The organism is Allochromatium tepidum (genome assembly GCF_018409545.1).
In the GTDB taxonomy this organism is placed as follows: domain Bacteria; phylum Pseudomonadota; class Gammaproteobacteria; order Chromatiales; family Chromatiaceae; genus Thermochromatium; species Thermochromatium tepidum_A.
On the sequence record NZ_AP024563.1, the window covers coordinates 2828346 to 2847818 of the forward strand.

Genomic DNA, 19473 nt, shown 5'->3' on the forward strand with positions numbered 1-19473 from the left:
CGACTGTCTTCAGCGCCGCGATTCGAGTATCCGGCCCATTATAGGCGAACCCACGCGCAGGTCAGTTCCGAATGCTCGCCGGTCGCGCCAGGGCCAGACCATCGATCACCTGCATGGCGCCGATCCCGACCAGACCGCCGATCAGCATCGCCAGATAGAGCACAGCGACGGGTTGTTCGATCAGGGCGAATGTGAGCAGCGCCAAACCGGCTCCCAGCTCCAGGACACCGCTGCGCCAGAGGGGCGTGCGCGCGGTCTTGCGGTCACGGGCCTTGGGCGTGCGCACGAACTCGGTGCGATGACCCAGCAGCGCCTCCAGTCCGCCGCGCGCGTTCGACAGCAGCAAGCCGCTCGTCAGCACCAGGGCGCCCAGGATCTCGATCGCCGTCCGGCGTATCCCCTCATTGCGCCCAGCCATGGTCAGAAACATGATGGGCGCGGCAAAGCCCAGGACGGAGGTCACGGAGGCCACGACGCTCAGTCCGGCGCCGCCGACCACAGCGCCGGCCATGAAGGGCAGTCCCATGATCAGACAGGCCACGCCGACCACGAAGGCCAGCGGCTGGCCGATCTGGAAGCCGATCATGAGCTTCTTCCAGACCGGCAGACGCCGACTGCGCCAGACCGGCGGCGTCAGCTTGATGAAGCACTGCACGAAACCCTTGGTCCAGCGGAACTGCTGGACGCGCCAGGCATGCGCCGAGGTCGGCAGCGAACCGGGCACGACCAGATCGCCCATGAAGCCCGAGCGCCAGCCGGCGAGATTGGCGCGCAGGCTCAGATCCAGATCCTCGGTCAGGGTATCGCCGTCCCAGCCGCCGGCCTCGTCGATGGCCGCGCGCCGCCACAGGCCGCAGGTGCCGTTGAAGGGCAGCGGCAGACCCAGACGCCAGCGCGCCTCCTGTTCGACGCCGAAGTGCGAGTCGAGCAGACGCGCCTGGATGCGGGTGAGCAGGCTTTCGTCGCGATTGAGATGGCCCCAGCGGGTCTGGACATAGGCCAGCTCGGGATTGGCGACGAGCGCGCCGACCGTCCGGCGCAGGAAATCGGGCGGCGGGATGAAATCGGCGTCGAAGATGGCGACGAAGGGCGCCTCCGAGCGCTCCAGTCCGGCCGCGAGTGCTCCGGCCTTGAAGTCGGTGCGCTGCACGCGATGCAGCAGTTCGACGTTCACGCCCTGCTGTTTGAGCGCCGCCACCGCGCGCCGGCTGACGGCGAGCGAGCCGTCGGTGCTGTCGTCGAGCACCTGGATCTCCAGACGGTCGCGCGGCCAGTCGAGTGCCGTGACCGCCTCCAGGATGCGCTCGATCAGCTCGCCTTCGTTGAAGAGCGGGAGCTGGACCAGGACGCGCGGGCGTTCGGCGTCGGTGAGCTTGGCTACGGAGAGCGGCCGGCCAGGCATGAAGCGGCGCGCCAGGGTCAGCGCGACCAGATTGAGCGAACAGAGTGCCAGAATGACGAGGCCGAGTATCAGGTAGTACTCGACCGAGGTTTCAGCCGCAAGCATGGCTTGAATTCCGCTGGGTGAGGGATGGAATGGAGACAGAACGAACACCGGACCCAAACCGACCGATGGCGGTCGCGGCCTCTTGGCCCTATCCGATGTCCCTGGAATCTATCGACGGAGGCCGGAACGCGCCCCCTGGACGTGACGACGATCTTGCTGCGATCAATGGTGGTACAGCATAGGTCTGTCGCCTACCGACAGCAAGTCCGGCACACAATAAATCACGGGCAGGAGTCCAGACCCGGTGGCCAGTGCAGGGTTCGCAACGCTTTCACACAAACGCCCTCGGAGGTCGAGGGCGTTTGCGGTCGCGATCCCGTTGCGAACGGTCAGAGTCAGCCTTCGCCGGTGATGCGCTCGTACTTGGCGCGCAGTTCGTCCTCGGTCTCCTCGTGGTCGGGATCCTTGATGATGCAGTCGACCGGGCAGACCTCGACGCACTGTGAGGTCTCGTAGTGCCCGACGCATTCGGTGCAGAGATTGGGATCGATCACATAGGTCTCGTCACCCTGCGAGATGGCGCCGTTGGGGCACTCGGGCTCACACACGTCGCAATTGATGCATTCATCGGTAATCATCAGGGCCATTGGAATACTCCTTGCTGCTTCTTTACGAAATCTGGCTGGGGTTGTACGGCGTAGATCTTATCCAAACCGCGCGCGTAATGCAGCCTGTACCGTCGGGGTGACGAAGGTCGAGACGTCGCCCCGGAGTCGGGCGATCTCGCGCACCAGCGACGAGGAGATATAGGCATACTGCTCGGCCGGGGTGAGAAAGAGCGTCTCGATGTCGGGCGCCATGCGCCGGTTCATGCCCGCGAGCTGGAACTCGTACTCGAAGTCCGAGACGGCCCGCAGTCCGCGCATGATGACCGAGACCCCGAGTGTACGCGCGAAGTTCACGAGCAGGCCCTCGAAGGGCAGGATCTCGACATTGGGGTGATCGGCGACACTACCGCGCACCAGTTCCACGCGCTCCTCGGTCGAGAACACCGGCGTCTTGCCGGTGTCGGCCGCGACCGCCACCACGACCCGATCGAACAGGCGTGCCGCGCGATGGATGAGATCCACGTGCCCATTGGTGATGGGGTCGAAGGTTCCTGGATAGACCACGGTGCGCAAGCGTTGGCTCCTCAGTTGGCGTGCCCGAAGGGCGGCGGTTCGGCTTGGTGGTCGAGCATGACACGGCCGAGACCGCCATCGGACCACCGGCGCGCAACATAGCACAAACCGCCCGGGCTTACCGAACGCCCGCCGACACACTCAGGCCGGACCGACCCTGACCAGACCGTATCGCACCTGACCGGCCGTCTTGTCGCGGATCAGCTCCCAGGATTCGGGGAGCGGCGGAAAGCCGATCTGAACCGGCGCTTCGAGATAGATTCGTGCTTCGGGCGCCGGCAGGCCATGACGTTCGAGTCGTTCGATCGCGGGAGCCAGCAGTCCTTCGGCGAAGGGCGGGTCGAGAAAGATCAGGTCGAACGGCGCAGGATCACCCCGTTCCAGCCAGATCAGGGCATCGGCTTCGTGGACCTGGAGATCGGCGGCGCCGAGCAGCCCGGCATTGGCACGCAACTGACGGGCGACGGCGGCGGCGCGCTCGACCATCACCACCGCGCCGGCGCCGCGCGAAAGCGCCTCGAAGCCGAGCGCCCCGCTACCGGCGAAGAGGTCGAGACAGCGCGCGCCCTCGATCAGGGGTGCGACCCAGTTGAACAGCGTCTCGCGCACCCGATCCGAGGTCGGGCGCAACCCCGGCCGGTCGGGAAAGCTCAGACGGCGGCCGCGATGGCGACCGCCGATGATCCGCAACTGATTGGCGGGACGATCCTTAGTGCGAGCCACGGGCCAGCGACACCTGCTCGGTTCCTGCATCCGCTCTAGCCTCCGACGAGCCGCCGACCGTGACGATGGCCAGCCGCTCCGGATGGACGCGCCGTGCGAAGGCGTCGCGGATCTGCTCGGACGTGACCGACTCGATGCGCTCGCGGAAGCGGTCGAGATAGTCGAGCGGCAGGTCATAGAAGCCGATCACGGCCAGATAGCGCACGATGTCGCTGTTGCTCGCGATCTTGAGCGGGAAGCCGCCGGTGATGTTCTTCTTGGCCGCCGTCAGTTCCGCTTCGCTCGGCCCCTGCGCGATGAAGCGTTTGAGGGTATCGAGCATCACGGTACGCGCCTGCTCGGCCTGATCGTTGCGGGTCTGGAGCGACATCAGGAAGGGGCCGGGCTGGGCGAGCGGCAGGAAAGCGCTGTAGGTGCTGTAGGACAGCCCGCGCTTCTCGCGGATCTCGTCCATGAGGATGGAGACCAGACCGCTGCCGCCCAGGATGTGGTTGCCGACATGGAGCGCGAAATAGTCCGGGTCGCCGCGACGCATCCCCGGCTGACCGGCCAGGACCGTGGTCTGACTCGACGGGAATTCGATCGACTCCAGGGTCGCGCCCACAAGTTCCGGTACCTCCGGCAACGGCGCGGCCGGCTCGCCGGCAGGCAGACCGGCGACCAGTCGATTGGCCAGCGCCTCGGCCCCGGCGTGGTCGAGATCGCCGACCAGAGCCAGCACAGCGTTGGAACCGACATAGTGACGGGCGTGGAAGGCGACCAGTTCCTCGCGCTTCAGGCCCGCGATCGACTCGGGCGTGCCGGACGGATCGGCGGCATAGGGATGGGCGCCGAAGACGGCGCGATAGAGCGCCTTCTGCGCCACACTGCGCGGTGACTCGTCCTCCTGACGCAGGGCGACCAGCCGGTTCTGACGCACGCGCTCCAGTTCGTCCGGCGCAAAGGTCGGGCGTGCGATCAGGGTCGCGAAGGTGTCGACGGCGGTGTCGAAGGCCGGCTGACGGGTCAGGGTGCGTAGTGCGACCGTGGCCATGTCGCGATCGACGTCCGTGCTCAGGACGGCACCGACTCCATCGAGCCGGTCGGCGATGGTATCCGCGTTCCAGTCACCCGCACCCTCGGTCAGCATGGCCGCCGTCATCGAGGCCAGACCGGAGCGCCCACCGTCACGCGCGCTGCCGGCGGCGAATACCAGACGCACGTCGACCATGGGGATCTCGGGCGCGGCGACGAAGAGCACGCGCGTGCCGTTGTCGGTGTTCCAGGTCCGGATCTCGGGTGTGGCCTGAGCCGGCAGCGGGCTGGTGAACAGCAGGGTTCCGGCGAGCCAGGCCGTCAGGCGACGCGCGGCGCGATCGATTCGTTCGGACTGTCGTTCAACGCACATAGGTTTGTCCTTCCGACTGAGGTTTGGCGGCGGCCTGAGTGGTTTCCATGGGTTGCGGGTCGAGGATGGCGACCGTCAGCCGCTCTGGGGTCAGATATTTACGCGCCACGGCCCGGATCTGTTCGGGCGTGACCTCGGCGAGGCGATCGACATAGGTATCGGCCAGACGCCAGTCGAGTCCGATGGTCTCCAGCAGACCGATCTGCATCGCCTGATAGAAGAGTGAGTCACGCTCAAAGACCTTGGCGGCGATCACCTGATTGCGCACCCGCTCCAGTTCGGCCGGGTCGACCGGCTCGGACCGGACGCGCTCGACCTGCGCGCGCAGGGCGGCTTCGACCGTCTCAGCGGTCTGCCCTTTGGCCGGCACGCCCTCGAACAGGAACAGCCCCGGCAGGCGCTCGAAGGCGCGATAGCCGGCGCCCGCCGAAGCGGCGATCCGGCTGCCGCGCACCAGTTCGCGTGACAGACGCGCACTGTCGCCGCCGTCGAGGATCGAGGACAGCATCTCCAGTGCATAGGGCTCCCAGGGCTCGTCGGCATCGGCCAACGAGGGCGTCTTGTAGCCCATCAGTACATAGGACTCCTTGGCCGGGGCCTGGACGCGCAGACGTTTCTCGCCGCGCTGTTCGGGTTCGGCACAGGTCTTGGGCGGACGGATGGTCTCGGCGGCCAGCGGGCCGAAGTGTTTTTCGGCCAGCGCAAAGACCTGCTCGGGATCGACATCGCCCGCAACCACCAGGATGGCGTTGTTGGGCGCATACCAGAGCCGGTACCAGTCGCGCACGTCTTCGAGGCTGAGCTGTTCCAGGTCGCCCGGCCAGCCGATCACCGGATTGCGGTAGGGCGAGGCGTCGTAGGCGACGGCGCTGAAACGCTCATAGGTCAGGGACTGCGGATCGTCGTCGGTACGCATGCGCCGCTCTTCCTTGACCACTTCCAGTTCCTTCAGAAACTCTTTTTCGCTGAGCTTGAGATGGCGCATCCGCTCGGCCTCCAGCTCGAATGAGACCTCCAGCCGGTCATTGGCCAGATTCTGATAATAGGCCGTGTAGTCGCGCCCGGTGAAGGCGTTCTCCTCGCCGCCGTTCTCGGCGACGATGCGCGAGAACTCACCCGGCGCCAGACGTTCGGTGCCCTGGAACATCATGTGCTCGAGGACGTGCGAGACGCCGGTGATGCCGCCGTACTCATAGCTCGACCCGATGCGATACCAGACCTGCGAGGTCAGGATGGGCGCGCGATGATCGGGTTTGACCAGGATCTTGAGTCCGTTGTCGAGCCGGCGCTCGTGGACCTCGGTCGCGGCCAGGGGGGACCCAAAGGTCAACAAAAGTAGCATGAACGCGATTAAATGTTGCAAAATAGAAACTCCAAATATTGAACGCCATGAATCGAGTGTATATGGGCATCTGGGGCGAGCCTGAGTTCCATGCACACAGCGCCTAACCATAGGTGTTGCGTCCCGTGAGGCACACACCCATCTCGATGTCGCCGTCGGCGCCCTGTTGTGTGCGGTCGATCAGCCGCGCTGGATCACGGAGGATGTCATGGCTCTGCCCTGGAATCTGCTCGGCTGAGGAGAATCTCAGCGGCGATCAGGGTGCCGGACGTTCCGACATTCAAGCAATGCTTTGAATGCCGTGCTTCTCGATGACGGTCGGGAGGCGAAGTGCCGGCCCGCCGGGGCGCTTGACGCCGCGCTCCCAGTCGAAGATCAGGTTTTTGCTGACGTTGAGATAGCGGGCGAAGACCGGCTGTGAGCGATGTTCGCGTTCGCGCAGGGCGCGCATCGCCTCGGGCGGAAAGGATGCCGGCGGCGTCAGGCAGGAGTCGTCGAACTCACGCATGGTCTGCTTGTCGATCGCTCCCAGCTCGTGCGGGGCTTCCATGGTTTCATGGATCGAGGCCGGCGCTTCGCTGCGGTACTGGTTAGTCATGATTCTCCACCTCCATCGTAGCGTCGGGATCCGGTCGGTGGCGTGTCATCACGTTCAAATGCGGGTAGTAACCGACCCTGCGATGTCGCGACATTTCCTGTCGCGCTAATGGGCTAGACTTCGATTTCCCGATCTCATCTTGGAGTACGGCTTCGATGACCAACACGCCCCGTCATTCAACCGGCGCGCGCCCGGCCCTCTGGTTGCTGCTGATCCTGATCCCGCTGAGCACACTGGCCGACTCGGCCCTGAGTCCGGCACCGATCATGAAGCACGGCACCTGTCCCAGCGGATACAGCCCGAGCGGCGCCTATTGCGTCCCTGGCTCGAAGGCGCGCCAGGCCATCGACAAGCTCGGCACCTGTCCGAGCGGCTACACGCCCAGCGGCACCTATTGTCTGGCCGGTCCCCAGGCACGCGCGGCGATCGCCAAGATCGGCAGTAGCTGTCCGTCCGGCTGGTCGCCGAGCGGGGCTTACTGTCTGCGCCGACGCTGAGGACGACACGCATGACCACAGCCTCCACCACAGAACCGATCATCACCCCGCGCGTCATCGCCTCGCCGTCGAGCCGGATCGAGGGCGAGGCCATCCGCCAGCTGGAGCAGACCGCCCGCCTGCCGGGGATGCGCGCCGCCGTCGGCCTGCCCGACCTGCATCCCGGCAAGGGCTATCCGACCGGCCGATCGCGGGCCGCTGGTGATCCCAGGTTCGCGCGGCAGCCTGTCCTATATCGAAAGCGCGTCGATCGCGAACGACCTTGAACCAACCCGAGTGATGGACATCGACGTCGTTTCCGTGCCTACGTCCCGCAAGCGTATACTGCGCGTCCGAGTCAACCGCCATCGATCAGGATGTCCAGCCTTGTGAACGCGCCCACAGCCGCCACGCTCGAACGCCGCCAGGCCATCACACGCACCTCCATCGTCGGCGCTGTCCTCAATCTCGTGCTGTCGGTGATCAAGATCCTCGTCGGACTCTTGGGTCACTCGCAGGCGCTGGTCGCCGACGGTATCCATTCGCTCTCGGATCTGCTCTCGGACGTACTGGTCTATGTCGCCGGACACCACGCCAGTCAGCAGCCCGACCAGAATCATCCCTATGGCCATGCCCGTTACGAGACGGTTGCGACCCTGGCACTCGGCGTCCTGCTGCTGCTGGTCGCCCTCGGCATCGGCTGGGATGCCGTACATCGACTCTTCGAGCCGGATGCGCTGCTGAAACCCGACGCCCTGGCGCTCGCCGCGACCCTGATATCGATCGGCGCCAAGGAATGGCTCTACTGGTGGACGCTGGCCCATGCCAAGCGGGTGCGCTCGGATCTGCTCCGCGCCAATGCCTGGCACCATCGCAGTGACGCCATCTCTTCGATCGTGGTACTGATCGGCATCGCCGGCACCATGGCGGGTCTGACCTATCTCGACGCCGTCGCCGCCTTCATCGTCGCCCTGATGATCGTGCGCATCGCCTGGGGACTGGGTTGGGGCGCGGTCAGCGAACTGGTGGACATGGGTCTGGAATCCGAGCGCATCGCCGAGGTGGCGCAGACCATCCGCTCGGTCGGCGGGGTCCGCGACATCCACATGCTCCGCACGCGCCGGCTCGGCGGGCAGGTCTCGGCCGACGTGCATGTGCTGGTCGATCCGGACATCAGCGTCTCCGAGGGACACATGATCAGCGTCCTGGTCGAACAGCGGCTCAAGCGCGAGATCTCGGACATGGTCGACGTGACCGTCCATATCGATCCCGAGGACGACGCGAGCAAACCGGAGGTTCCGCCGCTGCCGTTGCGCGCCGAGGCCCTGGCGCGGCTGGCCTCGTACTGGTCGGAGATCCCGGCGGCGAACGAGCGTCGGCGTCTCCTGCTGCACTATCTCGGGGGACGGATCGAGGTCGAGGTCTTCTTTCCGATCCTGGTCTGCCGGTGCACCGGTTTCGATCCCGAGCGGCTGCGCGACAAGCTGGCGGCGGCACTGCGCGAGGATCCGGCCTTTGGTGGGGTTCGGATCTACTTTGGATGACCTACCGGAGAGCGAACGGGATCGATTGCGTCTTTTTGGTGCAAAAAAATGGGCTTCCGTCCATTTGGGTGCATTTGGAGGGCAGGTCGCTTGCACGGCGGCCGGGCTGGGGCCAAGCCGGAGACCCGTACATCGAGCCGAACGCGCCGCCGCGAAACCGCTCTCGATCGCTAACCCAATGGGCTGTAAGGAATTAATGGCTCGATTCGGAGGTGCCGGCCAAGCACCGGCTATCCGTCGGCCTCGAATGCCTCTTTTTGGCTCGATCTTTGCTCAATGAGCGCAAGGCCATGGCATGCCCACCCGGTCGGACGATCGATTCCAACGTCCGGGACGTCCATCATCCTTCAGGACGACCGATTTCGTGCGACGCGCACCGCGACCTGCTAGGCTCCCGCATCGAGTCCGAGCGGATCGATTTCGAGCGTATCGCGTTGGCCGGCCAGACTGTTCGTAGATATCTAAGTAGCGGAGACAATTCGAATGACCGACGTCATCAAGATGATCAAAGAGAATGAAGTGAAATTCGTCGATTTTCGCTTCACCGACACCCGCGGCAAGGAGCAGCACGTCTCCGTGCCGGCCCACACCGTCGACGAAGACGTGTTAAAGGACGGCAAGATGTTCGACGGTTCCTCGATCGCCGGCTGGAAGGGCATCGAGGCCTCCGACATGGTGCTGATGCCCGAGGCCGACACTGCGGTCATGGACCCCTTCGCCGATGAGGCCACGCTCATCATCCGCTGCGATATCCTCGAACCCGACACCATGCAGGGCTACGAGCGCGATCCGCGTTCGGTGGCCAAGCGCGCCGAGGCCTATCTGAAGTCGACCGGCATCGCCGATACCGCGTATTTCGGCCCCGAGCCGGAGTTCTTCATCCTCGACGACGTGCGTTGGGGCGCCGACATGAGCGGCTGCTTCTACAAGGTCGACTCCGAGGAAGCCGGCTGGAACTCCGAGCGCGTCTTCCCCGACGGCAACATGGGCCATCGTCCGAGTGTGAAGGGCGGTTACTTCCCCGTTCCCCCGGTCGACTCGCTCAACGACCTGCGCGCGGCCATGTGCTTGACGCTCGAAGAGATGGGCGTGCCGGTCGAGGTGCACCATCACGAGGTCGCCACCGCCGGACAGTGCGAGATCGGCACCAAGTTCGCCACCCTGGTCCAGCGCGCCGACTGGACCCAGATCCTCAAGTACGTGGTGCAGAACGTCGCCCACGCCTACGGCAAGACCGCGACCTTCATGCCCAAGCCGCTGGTCGGCGACAACGGCAGCGGTATGCACGTCCACCAGTCGCTCGCCAAGGACGGTCAGAACCTGTTCGCCGGCGACAAGTACGGCGGTCTGTCCGACATCGCACTCTATTACATCGGCGGCATCATCAAGCACGCGCGCGCGCTCAACGCCATCACCAACGCTTCGACCAACTCCTACAAGCGTCTGGTGCCCGGCTTCGAGGCGCCGGTCATGCTCGCCTATTCGGCGCGCAACCGCTCGGCCTCGATCCGCATCCCGCACGTCTCCAGCCCCAAGGCGCGTCGGATCGAGGTGCGCTTCCCGGATGCGACCTCCAACCCCTATCTGGCCTTCTCGGCCATGATGATGGCCGGTCTCGACGGCATCCAGAACAAGATCCATCCGGGCGACGCCATGGACAAGGATCTCTATGACCTGCCGCGCGAAGAGGCCAAGGCGATCCCGACCGTCTGCCACTCGCTCGACATGGCGCTGGACTATCTCGACCAGGATCGCGACTTCCTGACCGCCGGCGGTGTGTTTACCGATGATCTGATCGATGCCTACATCGACCTCAAGATGAAGGAAGTCACGCGCATGCGCATGACGACCCATCCGGTCGAGTTCGACCTGTACTACAGCCTCTAAGGGCTGTTCGGATCGGCGCGATTGGGCTAGTCTTCGATGACCATGCTCAGACTCGCGCCGATCCTCCTTTCGCTGCTCGTCTGCTCGCCGTCCAACGCGGAGATCTATCGCTGGGTCGACGCCGAGGGGCGGGTCAACTTCTCCGATCGTCCGACGCGCGAGGCCGAGCGGGTCGATGTGCGTTTCGGTGCACCCGCCGGCTCGAACCCCGCCAACACGCTGGGTCCAAGCTCGCCCGACGAAGCCTATCGCGGCCCCTACGCCGCACTCGACATCCTCTCGCCCGGACTCGATGAGATCCTGACCGAGACCGAGTCGGGTGTCCCGGTGAGTTTGCAGATCGATCCCTCCCTCATCGGCGGCCATCGCCTGCTCCTGCTGCTCGATGGGAACGCGCTCCCGGTCGAGGGCGCTCATACCCAGTTCAAGCTGACTGGACTCGGTGCCGGCAACCATCGGCTCCAGCTCCAGATCCGTGGCGCCGACGATCGCATCGTCGCGCAATCCGCCCCCCGCACCTTCCAGGTTCGCCAACCCAGGGCGCCCGGTCAACTGCCCTGATCCGCCGGATGTCTGTTCATAGCGGTCTCGCGTGCTCGGCTCGAAGACTGGCGCTGTATTTGCTTGTTTCGCCGGCAACGACGACCATCGTCCGTACTCACAGGGAACGGCCTGTGCCTTGCGTCCCGCGAAGCCAAGAACCTCTCAGGATCAAATGGATGACGACTCACGTGACCGGACCGACGCTCGAGCGCCGGATCCTCGATCACCTCAACACGGCCGTGATGCTGTTCGACGCCGGGTTGCGTCTCAAATATCTCAATCCGGCCGCCGAGGTGCTGTTCGAGGTCAGCGCGCGTCATCTGCTGGGACAGCCGGCCGCGAGCCTGCTGCCCTGCCCGGACGCGAGCGTCGAGGAGCGCCTGAACGAGGCACTGGCCTCCTGTCATCCCTTCACCGAGCGCGAGATCAACATCCTGATCGGTGAGGGACGCACCAAAACGGTGAACTGCACCGTCTTGCCGCTGCACCATTTCGATGCAGAGAAGGAAGTGCTGGTCGAGCTCTATCAGGTCGACCGCCAGCTCAGGATCACGCGCGAGGAGCAGTTGCTGTCGCAGCATCAGGCGACCCAGGCCCTGCTGCGCGGACTGGCCCATGAGATCAAGAATCCGCTCGGCGGACTGCGCGGCGCCGCCCAGCTCCTGGAGCGTGAACTGCCCGAGGCCGCCTTGCGCGAATACACCCGCATCATCATCGACGAGGCCGACCGCTTGCAGGCGCTGATGACCCGCATGATCGGCCCGCATCGCCTGCCGCGCCGCACGCCGGTGAACATCCATGATGTGCTGGAGCATGTGCGCACGCTCATCCTGGCCGAGTCGCCCCGAGGCCCGAAGGTCCAGCGCGACTATGATCCGAGCATCCCGGATTTCATCGCCGATCGGGACCGGCTGATCCAGGCCCTGCTCAACCTGGCGCGCAACGCCGTCACCGCCGCCGGCCGGCACGGCTGTCTGCAACTCAAGACGCGCGTGCTGCGACAGTTCACCATCGGCAGCCGCCGCCACAAATTGGTGCTCCAGGTCCAGGTCCGGGACAATGGTCCGGGCATCCCGGACGAGATCCGCGATCGCATCTTCTATCCCATGGTCTCGGGCCGCCCGGACGGGACCGGACTCGGACTCTCGATCGCCCAGGAACTCATCAATCAGCACGGCGGCTTGATCGAGTGCGAGAGCCGGCCGGGCGATACCGTCTTCCATGTCTACCTGCCATTGGAGCCGAGCCATGACTAGAGCACCGAATGTCTGGGTCATCGACGACGACCGCTCGATTCGCTGGGTGCTCGACCGCGCCTTGCGCAAGGCTGAGATGCAGGTGACGTGTTTCTCCAATGGGGTCGGCATCCTGGAGTCGCTCCGGCGCGAGCAGCCCGATGTGATCCTCACCGACATCCGGATGCCGGGGATCGACGGACTGGAACTCCTGCGTCAGGTGACGAGCCGCTATCCGGGTCTGCCGGTGATCATCATGACCGCGCACTCGGATCTCGACAGCGCGGTCTCGGCCTTCCAGGACGGGGCCTTCGAGTATCTGCCCAAACCGTTCGATCTCGACGAGGCCGTCTCCCAGGTCAGCCGGGCCTGCCGGCGCGGACGCGAGGAACGCGCCGAGGAGGTCAGCGTGGTGCGCGGACCCGACATCATCGGCGAGGCGCCGGCGATGCAGGACGTCTTTCGCGCCATCGGGCGTCTGGCGCGCTCCAACATCACGGTGCTCATCAATGGCGAGTCCGGCACCGGCAAGGAGCTGGTCGCCCATGCCCTGCATCGTCACAGCCCGAGGAGCGAGCGTCCGTTCATCGCGCTCAACATGGCGGCCATCCCGCGCGATCTGCTGGAATCGGAACTCTTCGGCCATGAGCGCGGTTCCTTCACCGGCGCCCAGGCGCGGCGCGAGGGCCGCTTCGAGCAGGCCGACGGCGGCACGCTGTTTCTCGACGAGATCGGCGACATGCCCGCCGAGTTGCAGACCCGACTGCTGCGGGTGCTGGCCGACGGCGAGTTCTATCGCGTCGGCGGCATGGCGCCGATCAAGGTCGACGTGCGCATCATCGCGGCCACGCATCAGAATCTCGAACAGCTGGTGCGCGAGGGGCGCTTTCGCGAGGATCTGTTCCACCGGCTCAACGTCATCCGCATCCAGCTGCCGGCCCTGCGCGACCGGCGCGAGGACATCCCACTGCTGATGCGCCATTTTCTGGCCCAGGCCGCGCGCGAGCTGAGCTGTGAATCCAAGATCCTGCTGCCGGATGCGATCGACCGGCTCCAGCAGCTCGACTGGCCGGGCAATGTGCGACAATTGGAGAACACCGCCCGCTGGCTGACCGTCATGGCCTCCGGTAAGCACGTCCACGCCGAGGATCTGCCGCCCGAACTCAATGCCGGCCTGAGCGAGAGCGTCCGCGACGAGTCCTGGGAGCAGGGTCTGCGCCGCTGGGCGCGGCAACGGCTCAAGGAGGGCCGCGAGGGGTTGCTCGACACCGCCTTGCCCGCCTTCGAACGCATCCTGATCCAGACCGCGCTCGAACAGACCGGCGGGCGACGTCAGGATGCGGCACGGCTCTTGGGATGGGGGCGCAACACCCTCACACGTAAGCTCAAGGAATTGCGTCTGGAGCCCGATTTCGTGGTCGATGAGGATGGGGCTTCCGAGGCGTCCCAGTGATCCGGATGGAATCCTGAAGGCTTCAGGCGGGACTCGTATTGGTTTTCAGCGACACGGGAGCAAAAAACAGTTCCTTGATTTGTTATCAAAGTTATCTATAATTTCTTGCTATGAGCAAGCAATACAGCATTGGCGAGTTTGCCAAACGCCTTGGGCGGTCGCCACAGACGATCCGGCGCTGGGAAACTGAAGGGAAGCTGCAAGCCAAGCGGCTGCCGTCGGGGCATCGGTATTTCGATGAGTCCGACGTGCGTTTGATGCTGGGTGGGGCACCGAAGACGCGCGACGTGGTGGTCTACTGCCGCGTGTCGAGTGCCGGGCAAAAAGACGATCTCGCCTCGCAGGTGCGGGCGATGGAGGCTTACTGTCTGGGCGCGGGGATCGCGGTCGATGAATGGATCCAAGAGATCGGCGGCGGGATGAACTTCAAGCGCAAGCGCTTTCTTGCACTGGTCGATCGCATCCGGCGTGGGGACGTGCGCCAACTGCTGATTGCCCATAAAGACCGCTTAATGCGCTTTGGTTTCGATTTCTTCGCCCACATCGCCGCCGAAAACGGCTGCGAGATCGTCGTGGTCAACCAGGAATCGCTCTCACCTGAGCAAGAGATGGTCGAAGACCTGATGGCGATCGTCCATACCTTTAGTTGTCGGCTGCACGGGATGCGCAAGTATAAACAGTCCATCAAGGAGGATTTTGCGGGGCTGTCGCTCCATCAGCCAAAGGATCTGTGTGAATGAAAGTCACGCGCATTCTGCACGCCAAGCGCCCGAACCCAGGCAAGCTCGCGGCCCTGCGCGAACAGGCGCGGCGTTTGGGCGTGATCCGCTCCGAAGTCCGGCAGCGCTTTGGCTCCCTTCAGGGCGTGGGCGTGTCGGATCGCCGGATTCGCGATGCCTGGCTGCGGGACGGGCGTACCTTCCCGGTCTTGGCCAATGCCTGGAAAGAAACGCTGCGCGACGCCAAGGGCGACATCACGGCCAACATGGAAGCGGCTAAGGTCAAGGCGCGCCGCTCGATCCGGCGGCACACCCAGGATAAGGCCGAACAACAACGCCTGTTCGCCGCCCTCAAGGGCCGGGGCTGGACCGGCGATCCCTATCTGCGCCGGATCATGCGCCGGGAATGGAAGCGCGGACACAACCACACGCACAACCAAATCATCGTGCGTTCCGATAACTACACCACCTTCCAACTGGGTGGGCGCGCCTGGATCAAGATCCCCGGACTGGAGAAAGGCCAACGGATCGCCATTCCGCTCAATACCACGGCCGAGCCGACCGGCACCCTGCGGATCATCCTCAAGGACGTGGGTCTCGAAGTCCACTACACGATTGAAGCCGAGGTCAAGCACGACTGTGGCGCGCGCACCCTTGGCGTCGATAAAGGCTACTCCGAGGTACTGGTCGATTCCGATGGCGAACACCATGGCCGGGAATTGGGCGCGCTCCTCACCGACACCTCCGACAAGCTCAAAGCCAAGTACCGGCGCCGATCCAAACTGCGCGCCATCGCCAACCGCACCCGCAATCCGCGCAAGCGCGAGCACATCCGCCGCTTCAATCTCGGGCGCCGGAAGCTCGATCGGCAGATAAACAAGACCCAAGCACGGATTCGCGACACCGTCTTTCAGGCCGTCCACACCGTCGTCGATAAAGCCGCCGTCATCGCGACTGAAGACCTCACCGCCCCCATGTCCGGCAAGTCCTTCGGCAAGAACGTCAATCGCAGGCTCGCCGCCTGGACGAAAGGCGTCATTGCCGAAGCGCTTGACAGCGTTTCCAGCCGTCGAGGTTCGACGGTCGTTCCGGTCAATCCGGCCTACACATCGCAAATCGATTCCCGCAACGGATGCCTACTCGGCAAACGCCAGGGGGATCGGTTTTACTGCTTCGACGGGGTTGTGTTGGACGCGGACCAGAACGCTGCGCGCAACGTGCTGACACGGTTGTCCGACCCGGACATCGAGCGGTTCACGCCGTATCGGACGGTCAAGGCGATCTTGCAGGCACGGACCGAGCGCCTCCGGTTGGGACTGCTCAACCAGGACTCCAGTTGCTCGCCCACCAGGGCGCTATCAACGGAGAGCGAATCACTTAAAAACCACCATAAGCAACTTTGTTTAGGTTTTTAGGAACAGAACCGCGTTGGACAGCAGCAGTATCGAACTCAAGGGCTCCGAGATCGAGGCGATCGACTATGACGGCGATCGGGTCGAGATCCGCTTCGCGCGTGCCTATCTGGTCAAGACCATGACCGGCTCGGCCGAGCGCACGCGCTGGCGGCAGGCCGGTCGTCTGGTGATCGAAGGGGCTGAAGTCGCCGAGCGTCCGCCGGAAGGGCCGCTGGTCTGCGCCGGCGGCGATCTCGACGAGAACATCTACACCTATCGCGACATGATCCCCGTTCCCTTCGAGAGTCGCGGACACATCCGCTGCGAGCTGCACTTCGAGGGAACGGCCGCGCGCCTGATCGTCAACGGAAATGCGGCGCGGCTGACGATGCTCGACACGCCCAAATACATCGAGCATCTGCGTCCCGGCTGACAGCCGCGCGGTGCGGTTCACCGGCCCCGAATCAGGGTGCCGACGCCGGTATCGGTGAAGAGATCGAGCATGACGGCATGCTCCACCCGCCCGTCGATGATGTGCGCCGACTTGACGCCCGACTGCACGGCTTCGACGGCGCAGCGGATCTTGGGCAGCATGCCGCCGTGGATCACGCCGTCCTCGATCAGCGTCTGCACGCGCCCGACGTCGAGATCCGGGATGAGCCGGCCCTCGGCATCGAGCAGACCGGCGATGTTGGTCAGGAGCAGGAGCTTCTCGGCCCGCAGCACCTCGGCCATCTTGCCGGCGACCAAATCGGCGTTGATGTTGTAGGAATGCCCGTCTTCGCCGACACCGATCGGGGCGACCACCGGGATGAAGTTGCTCTTGGTCAGCATGTGGATGATGGCCGGGTCGATGCTCTCGACCTCGCCGACATGGCCGATGTCGATGATCTCGGGGACGTGCAACTCGGGGGCGTCGCGCTTGATGAGCAGCTTGCGTGCGCGGATCAGGTCGCCGTCCTTGCCGGTCAGGCCCACGGCCGCGCCGCCGTGGCGGTTGATGAAGTTGACGATCTCCTTGTTGACCAGACCGCCGAGCACCATCTCGACCACGTCCATGGTCTCTGCATCGGTCACGCGCATTCCCTGGACGAACTCGCTGGCCTTGCCGAGCCGGGTCAGGAGCGAGCCGATCTGCGGCCCGCCGCCGTGGACGATCACCGGGTTGATGCCGACGAGCTTCATCAGCACCACGTCGCGGGCGAAGCCCTCTTTCAGCGCCTCGTCGACCATGGCGTTGCCGCCGTATTTGATCACCATGGTCTTGCCCTGGAAGCGTTTGATGTAGGGCAGGGCCTCGATCAGGACGTGGGCGATGGTCTGGGCGCGTTCGGTTGGGATGGTCATCGGGTCGGGATCTCGTCGAAGACTGAAGAAGCGAAAGGATTTCGCGGAACCTACGGCAGGGCCTGCCGGGCGTCAAGCCGGTGCTCGTGTCATGTCGAAGTGATTTGGGATCGTCAGTCTCAGTCGCTACACTAAAAGGGCTGCACCTTGAAGGGTTGGCATCCATCGGGGTTTGCTTGCTATGCCCTCAAGATCCATCTCATGGTCAACGCGCGCGGACAACCCGGGGAGTTCTTCCTCTCCCCAGGTTCGCTCAACGACGCCAAGGCGCTCAAACTCTACGCCTTCGATCTGCCCGAAGGCGCGACCATGCCGCGAAGACATTCCCTGGGTGTTCTTCAACCCCAAGATCCGAAGGTGACGGATGCGCTACGCGCATCTGTCTCCGCAAGCAATGCTGGAGGCAGTCAATGTGGTGGGGAATATCGTGGGGCGGAGACAGGTGATGGCGAATCAGGCCGCAACGGTGGTAGCCATGGCTTGATGGCCACTCATTCAGGGGGTTAAAAGGTGTATAAACACCTATACACTCAACACATGGAGGACTTATGGACACCGTTCGCTGGAACATCGCCGTCTCGCCTGAAGTGGATCAATCCGTGCGCATGTTCATCGCCGCCCAGGGCGGGGGCCGCAAGGGCGACCTTTCGCGTTTCATCGAGGAAGCCGTGCGCGCCTACTTGCTGGAGCGTGCCGTCGATCAGGCCAAGACGGCCGCTGCCGGCCTGAGCGAAACCGAGCTGACCGACCTCATCGACGAGGCTGTGCAATGGGCGTGTGAGCGCTGATGTGCGTCATCCTCGACACCAACGTGCTGCTCGGCGCGCTGATTTCGCCCCATGGGCCGCCCGATGCCATCTATCGCGCCTGGCGCGCGGGGCGCTTCGAGCTGGTGACCTCAGTGGCGCAGCTTGACGAGCTGCGCCGGGCAAGCCGCTATCCCAAGCTCAAGACCATCTTGCCCGCGCACCGCATCGGCACGATGGTCAACAACATGCAGCGCGCCATCGTTTTGGAGCGCCTGCCGCATTTGCCGGATGGTTTCGACACGCCGGATCCCGACGATGCGTTCCTGCCGGCGATGGCCATCGGCGGCGAGGCGGACTACCTGGTGACGGGCGACCGCCGCGCCGGGCTGCTGCAACGGGGCAACATTGGGCGCACGCGTATCATCACGCCGGCCTCATTCTGCGCCGAGGTGATCTGACATGCTGCGATCAACAAGCAGCACCCTCACCACGTCCGCGGCGTAAAGTCAAGTCAGTTCAGCGAGCATCGCTTTGAGGACGTCCCAGGTGATTTCGGTCGTCGCCATTGTGCTTGCACCTTGTTCGGGAGGCACCGTTGGCCCACCCCTTGACGGCACACACGACGAGATGATAATGTAGTACACAACACTACTTTTGTGCAACGCAATGAAGACCATTACTGCCGGTGACGCCAATCGCCACTTCTCCAGCATGCTGCGCGAGGTCGCAAGTGGAGAGGTTGTCACGGTGCTGTCGCGGGGTAAGCCCGTCGCCACCATTTCTCCTGCACGCTCTGACGGCCGTGAGCGTGACTCCGCCAAGTGCCATTTGCTCGAGCGGCTGCGTCAGCAAAAAGCCAGTGGCGAGCGAAACTGGACGCGTGATGAACTGTACGAGGGCTGAGCGGTGAGAGTGGCCCTCGACACCAACGTGCTCGCCTATGCCGAAGGGCTTGGCGATGAACGGCGTTGCAACATGGCCATCCAATTGGTTGAGCAACTGCCCAGTAGTGACGTGGTGCTGCCGGCGCAGACGCTGGGCGAACTCTCACGCGTTCTCACGGGCAAAGCCAAACGCTCTGCCGCACAAGCGCGTGAAGCCATCTTGAGTTGGGCGGACAGCTTTGAGGTCGCTGACTCCACCTGGTTTGCGTTTCAGTCGGCGCTCGATCTGACCGTCGATCATCGGCTCCCGATATGGGACGCTCTGATTCTGGCCGTCGCTGCAGAAAACCGCTGCCGAGTGCTGCTCTCGGAAGATTTGCACGATGGCTTTACCTGGCGCGGCGTGACCGTGGTCAACCCGTTTGCTGAACCGTGTTCGCCGCTACTGAGCGGGTTGTTGCGCCGCGTGGACTGAACCGCACAAAACAGCTGTCGTGGACGGGCATGACAAGCAGCAGCGGTCACCACGTCCGCGGCGTTAAGTCAAGTCAGTTCAGCGAGCAT

22 protein-coding genes and 1 pseudogene are annotated in these 19473 nt (G+C 64.3%); 15 read left to right on the plus strand and 8 right to left on the minus strand.

Annotation, left to right across the window (positions count from 1 at the left end):
• Nucleotides 1–61: 61 nt before the first annotated feature.
• The 7 genes from Atep_RS13610 to Atep_RS13640 form a co-directional block, all read right to left on the minus strand.
• Nucleotides 62–1507, minus strand: coding sequence for a glycosyltransferase (locus Atep_RS13610; protein ID WP_213379006.1), 1446 nt, complete (start codon nt 1505–1507; stop codon nt 62–64).
• 335 nt (nt 1508–1842) lie between these two features.
• Nucleotides 1843–2094, minus strand: coding sequence for a YfhL family 4Fe-4S dicluster ferredoxin (locus Atep_RS13615; protein WP_213379007.1), 252 nt, complete (start codon nt 2092–2094; stop codon nt 1843–1845).
• A gap of 57 nt (nt 2095–2151) precedes the next feature.
• The gene (gene coaD, locus Atep_RS13620; RefSeq protein ID WP_213379008.1) at nt 2152–2628 is read right to left on the minus strand and encodes a pantetheine-phosphate adenylyltransferase; all 477 of its coding nucleotides are present in this window, start codon (nt 2626–2628) and stop codon (nt 2152–2154) included.
• Nucleotides 2629–2769: 141 nt separating this feature from the next.
• Entirely contained in the window at nt 2770–3351 is a 582-nt protein-coding gene (gene rsmD / locus Atep_RS13625; RefSeq protein WP_236786231.1) for a 16S rRNA (guanine(966)-N(2))-methyltransferase RsmD, read from the minus strand.
• A complete protein-coding gene (locus Atep_RS13630) occupies nt 3338–4738 on the minus strand; it encodes a M16 family metallopeptidase (RefSeq protein WP_213379010.1) in 1401 nt (466 codons plus the stop codon). Before Atep_RS13630 ends, rsmD begins: the two co-directional genes overlap by 14 nt.
• A complete protein-coding gene (locus Atep_RS13635; protein WP_213379011.1) occupies nt 4728–6080 on the minus strand; it encodes a M16 family metallopeptidase in 1353 nt (450 codons plus the stop codon). The genes Atep_RS13630 and Atep_RS13635 overlap by 11 nt, the downstream gene beginning before the upstream one ends.
• A gap of 280 nt (nt 6081–6360) precedes the next feature.
• A complete protein-coding gene (locus Atep_RS13640; protein ID WP_213379012.1) occupies nt 6361–6678 on the minus strand; it encodes a helix-turn-helix domain-containing protein in 318 nt (105 codons plus the stop codon).
• Nucleotides 6679–6833: 155 nt separating this feature from the next.
• Here Atep_RS13640 and Atep_RS13645 point away from each other — a divergent pair, with 155 nt between their 5' ends.
• The 10 genes from Atep_RS13645 (at nt 6834) to Atep_RS13690 (ending at nt 16362) form a co-directional block, all read left to right on the plus strand.
• On the plus strand, nt 6834–7175 hold the full coding sequence (locus tag Atep_RS13645) for a hypothetical protein (RefSeq protein ID WP_213379013.1): 342 nt from the start codon (nt 6834–6836) through the stop codon (nt 7173–7175).
• A gap of 11 nt (nt 7176–7186) precedes the next feature.
• Complete coding sequence (locus Atep_RS13650; protein ID WP_236786236.1) at nt 7187–7441, plus strand: hypothetical protein; 255 nt, start codon at nt 7187–7189, stop codon at nt 7439–7441.
• A 90-nt stretch (nt 7442–7531) separates the two neighbouring features.
• On the plus strand, nt 7532–8698 hold the full coding sequence (locus Atep_RS13655) for a cation diffusion facilitator family transporter (RefSeq protein WP_213379014.1): 1167 nt from the start codon (nt 7532–7534) through the stop codon (nt 8696–8698).
• A gap of 483 nt (nt 8699–9181) precedes the next feature.
• The gene (gene glnA, locus Atep_RS13660; protein WP_213379015.1) at nt 9182–10585 is read left to right on the plus strand and encodes a glutamate--ammonia ligase; all 1404 of its coding nucleotides are present in this window, start codon (nt 9182–9184) and stop codon (nt 10583–10585) included.
• Nucleotides 10586–10621: 36 nt separating this feature from the next.
• Complete coding sequence (locus tag Atep_RS13665; RefSeq protein WP_213379016.1) at nt 10622–11146, plus strand: DUF4124 domain-containing protein; 525 nt, start codon at nt 10622–10624, stop codon at nt 11144–11146.
• A 158-nt stretch (nt 11147–11304) separates the two neighbouring features.
• A complete protein-coding gene (glnL, locus tag Atep_RS13670; protein ID WP_272876292.1) occupies nt 11305–12384 on the plus strand; it encodes a nitrogen regulation protein NR(II) in 1080 nt (359 codons plus the stop codon).
• Entirely contained in the window at nt 12377–13816 is a 1440-nt protein-coding gene (ntrC, locus tag Atep_RS13675; protein WP_213379017.1) for a nitrogen regulation protein NR(I), read from the plus strand. The genes glnL and ntrC overlap by 8 nt, the downstream gene beginning before the upstream one ends.
• A 110-nt stretch (nt 13817–13926) precedes the next feature.
• Nucleotides 13927–14556 carry an IS607 family transposase gene (locus Atep_RS13680; protein WP_213379018.1) on the plus strand — a complete coding sequence of 210 codons (630 nt, stop codon included), beginning with the start codon at nt 13927–13929 and terminating at the stop codon, nt 14554–14556.
• The gene (locus Atep_RS13685; RefSeq protein ID WP_213379019.1) at nt 14553–15950 is read left to right on the plus strand and encodes an RNA-guided endonuclease TnpB family protein; all 1398 of its coding nucleotides are present in this window, start codon (nt 14553–14555) and stop codon (nt 15948–15950) included. The genes Atep_RS13680 and Atep_RS13685 overlap by 4 nt, the downstream gene beginning before the upstream one ends.
• Nucleotides 15951–15963: 13 nt before the next feature.
• Nucleotides 15964–16362 carry a hypothetical protein gene (locus Atep_RS13690; RefSeq protein WP_213379020.1) on the plus strand — a complete coding sequence of 133 codons (399 nt, stop codon included), beginning with the start codon at nt 15964–15966 and terminating at the stop codon, nt 16360–16362.
• Between the two features lie 17 nt (nt 16363–16379).
• On the opposite strand, the gene argB is transcribed toward Atep_RS13690, so the two are convergent.
• Nucleotides 16380–17276 (minus strand): acetylglutamate kinase, encoded by an 897-nt coding sequence (gene argB / locus Atep_RS13695; RefSeq protein ID WP_213379021.1) that lies wholly within the window; start codon nt 17274–17276, stop codon nt 16380–16382.
• A 180-nt stretch (nt 17277–17456) separates the two neighbouring features.
• On the opposite strand from argB, the pseudogene Atep_RS17190 reads away from it, so the two are divergent.
• The 5 genes and pseudogenes from Atep_RS17190 to Atep_RS13715 form a co-directional block, all read left to right on the plus strand.
• Nucleotides 17457–17588: pseudogene (locus Atep_RS17190) on the plus strand (IS982 family transposase); the annotation flags it as partial.
• Between the two features lie 236 nt (nt 17589–17824).
• Complete coding sequence (locus Atep_RS13700; protein ID WP_213379022.1) at nt 17825–18064, plus strand: ribbon-helix-helix domain-containing protein; 240 nt, start codon at nt 17825–17827, stop codon at nt 18062–18064.
• Complete coding sequence (locus Atep_RS13705) at nt 18064–18483, plus strand: putative toxin-antitoxin system toxin component, PIN family (protein WP_213379023.1); 420 nt, start codon at nt 18064–18066, stop codon at nt 18481–18483. The genes Atep_RS13700 and Atep_RS13705 overlap by 1 nt, the downstream gene beginning before the upstream one ends.
• Before the next feature lie 208 nt (nt 18484–18691).
• Nucleotides 18692–18928 (plus strand): type II toxin-antitoxin system Phd/YefM family antitoxin, encoded by a 237-nt coding sequence (locus Atep_RS13710; protein WP_213379024.1) that lies wholly within the window; start codon nt 18692–18694, stop codon nt 18926–18928.
• 9 nt (nt 18929–18937) lie between these two features.
• The gene (locus tag Atep_RS13715) at nt 18938–19384 is read left to right on the plus strand and encodes a PIN domain-containing protein (RefSeq protein WP_213379025.1); all 447 of its coding nucleotides are present in this window, start codon (nt 18938–18940) and stop codon (nt 19382–19384) included.
• The last annotated feature ends 89 nt before the right edge of the window (nt 19385–19473 follow it).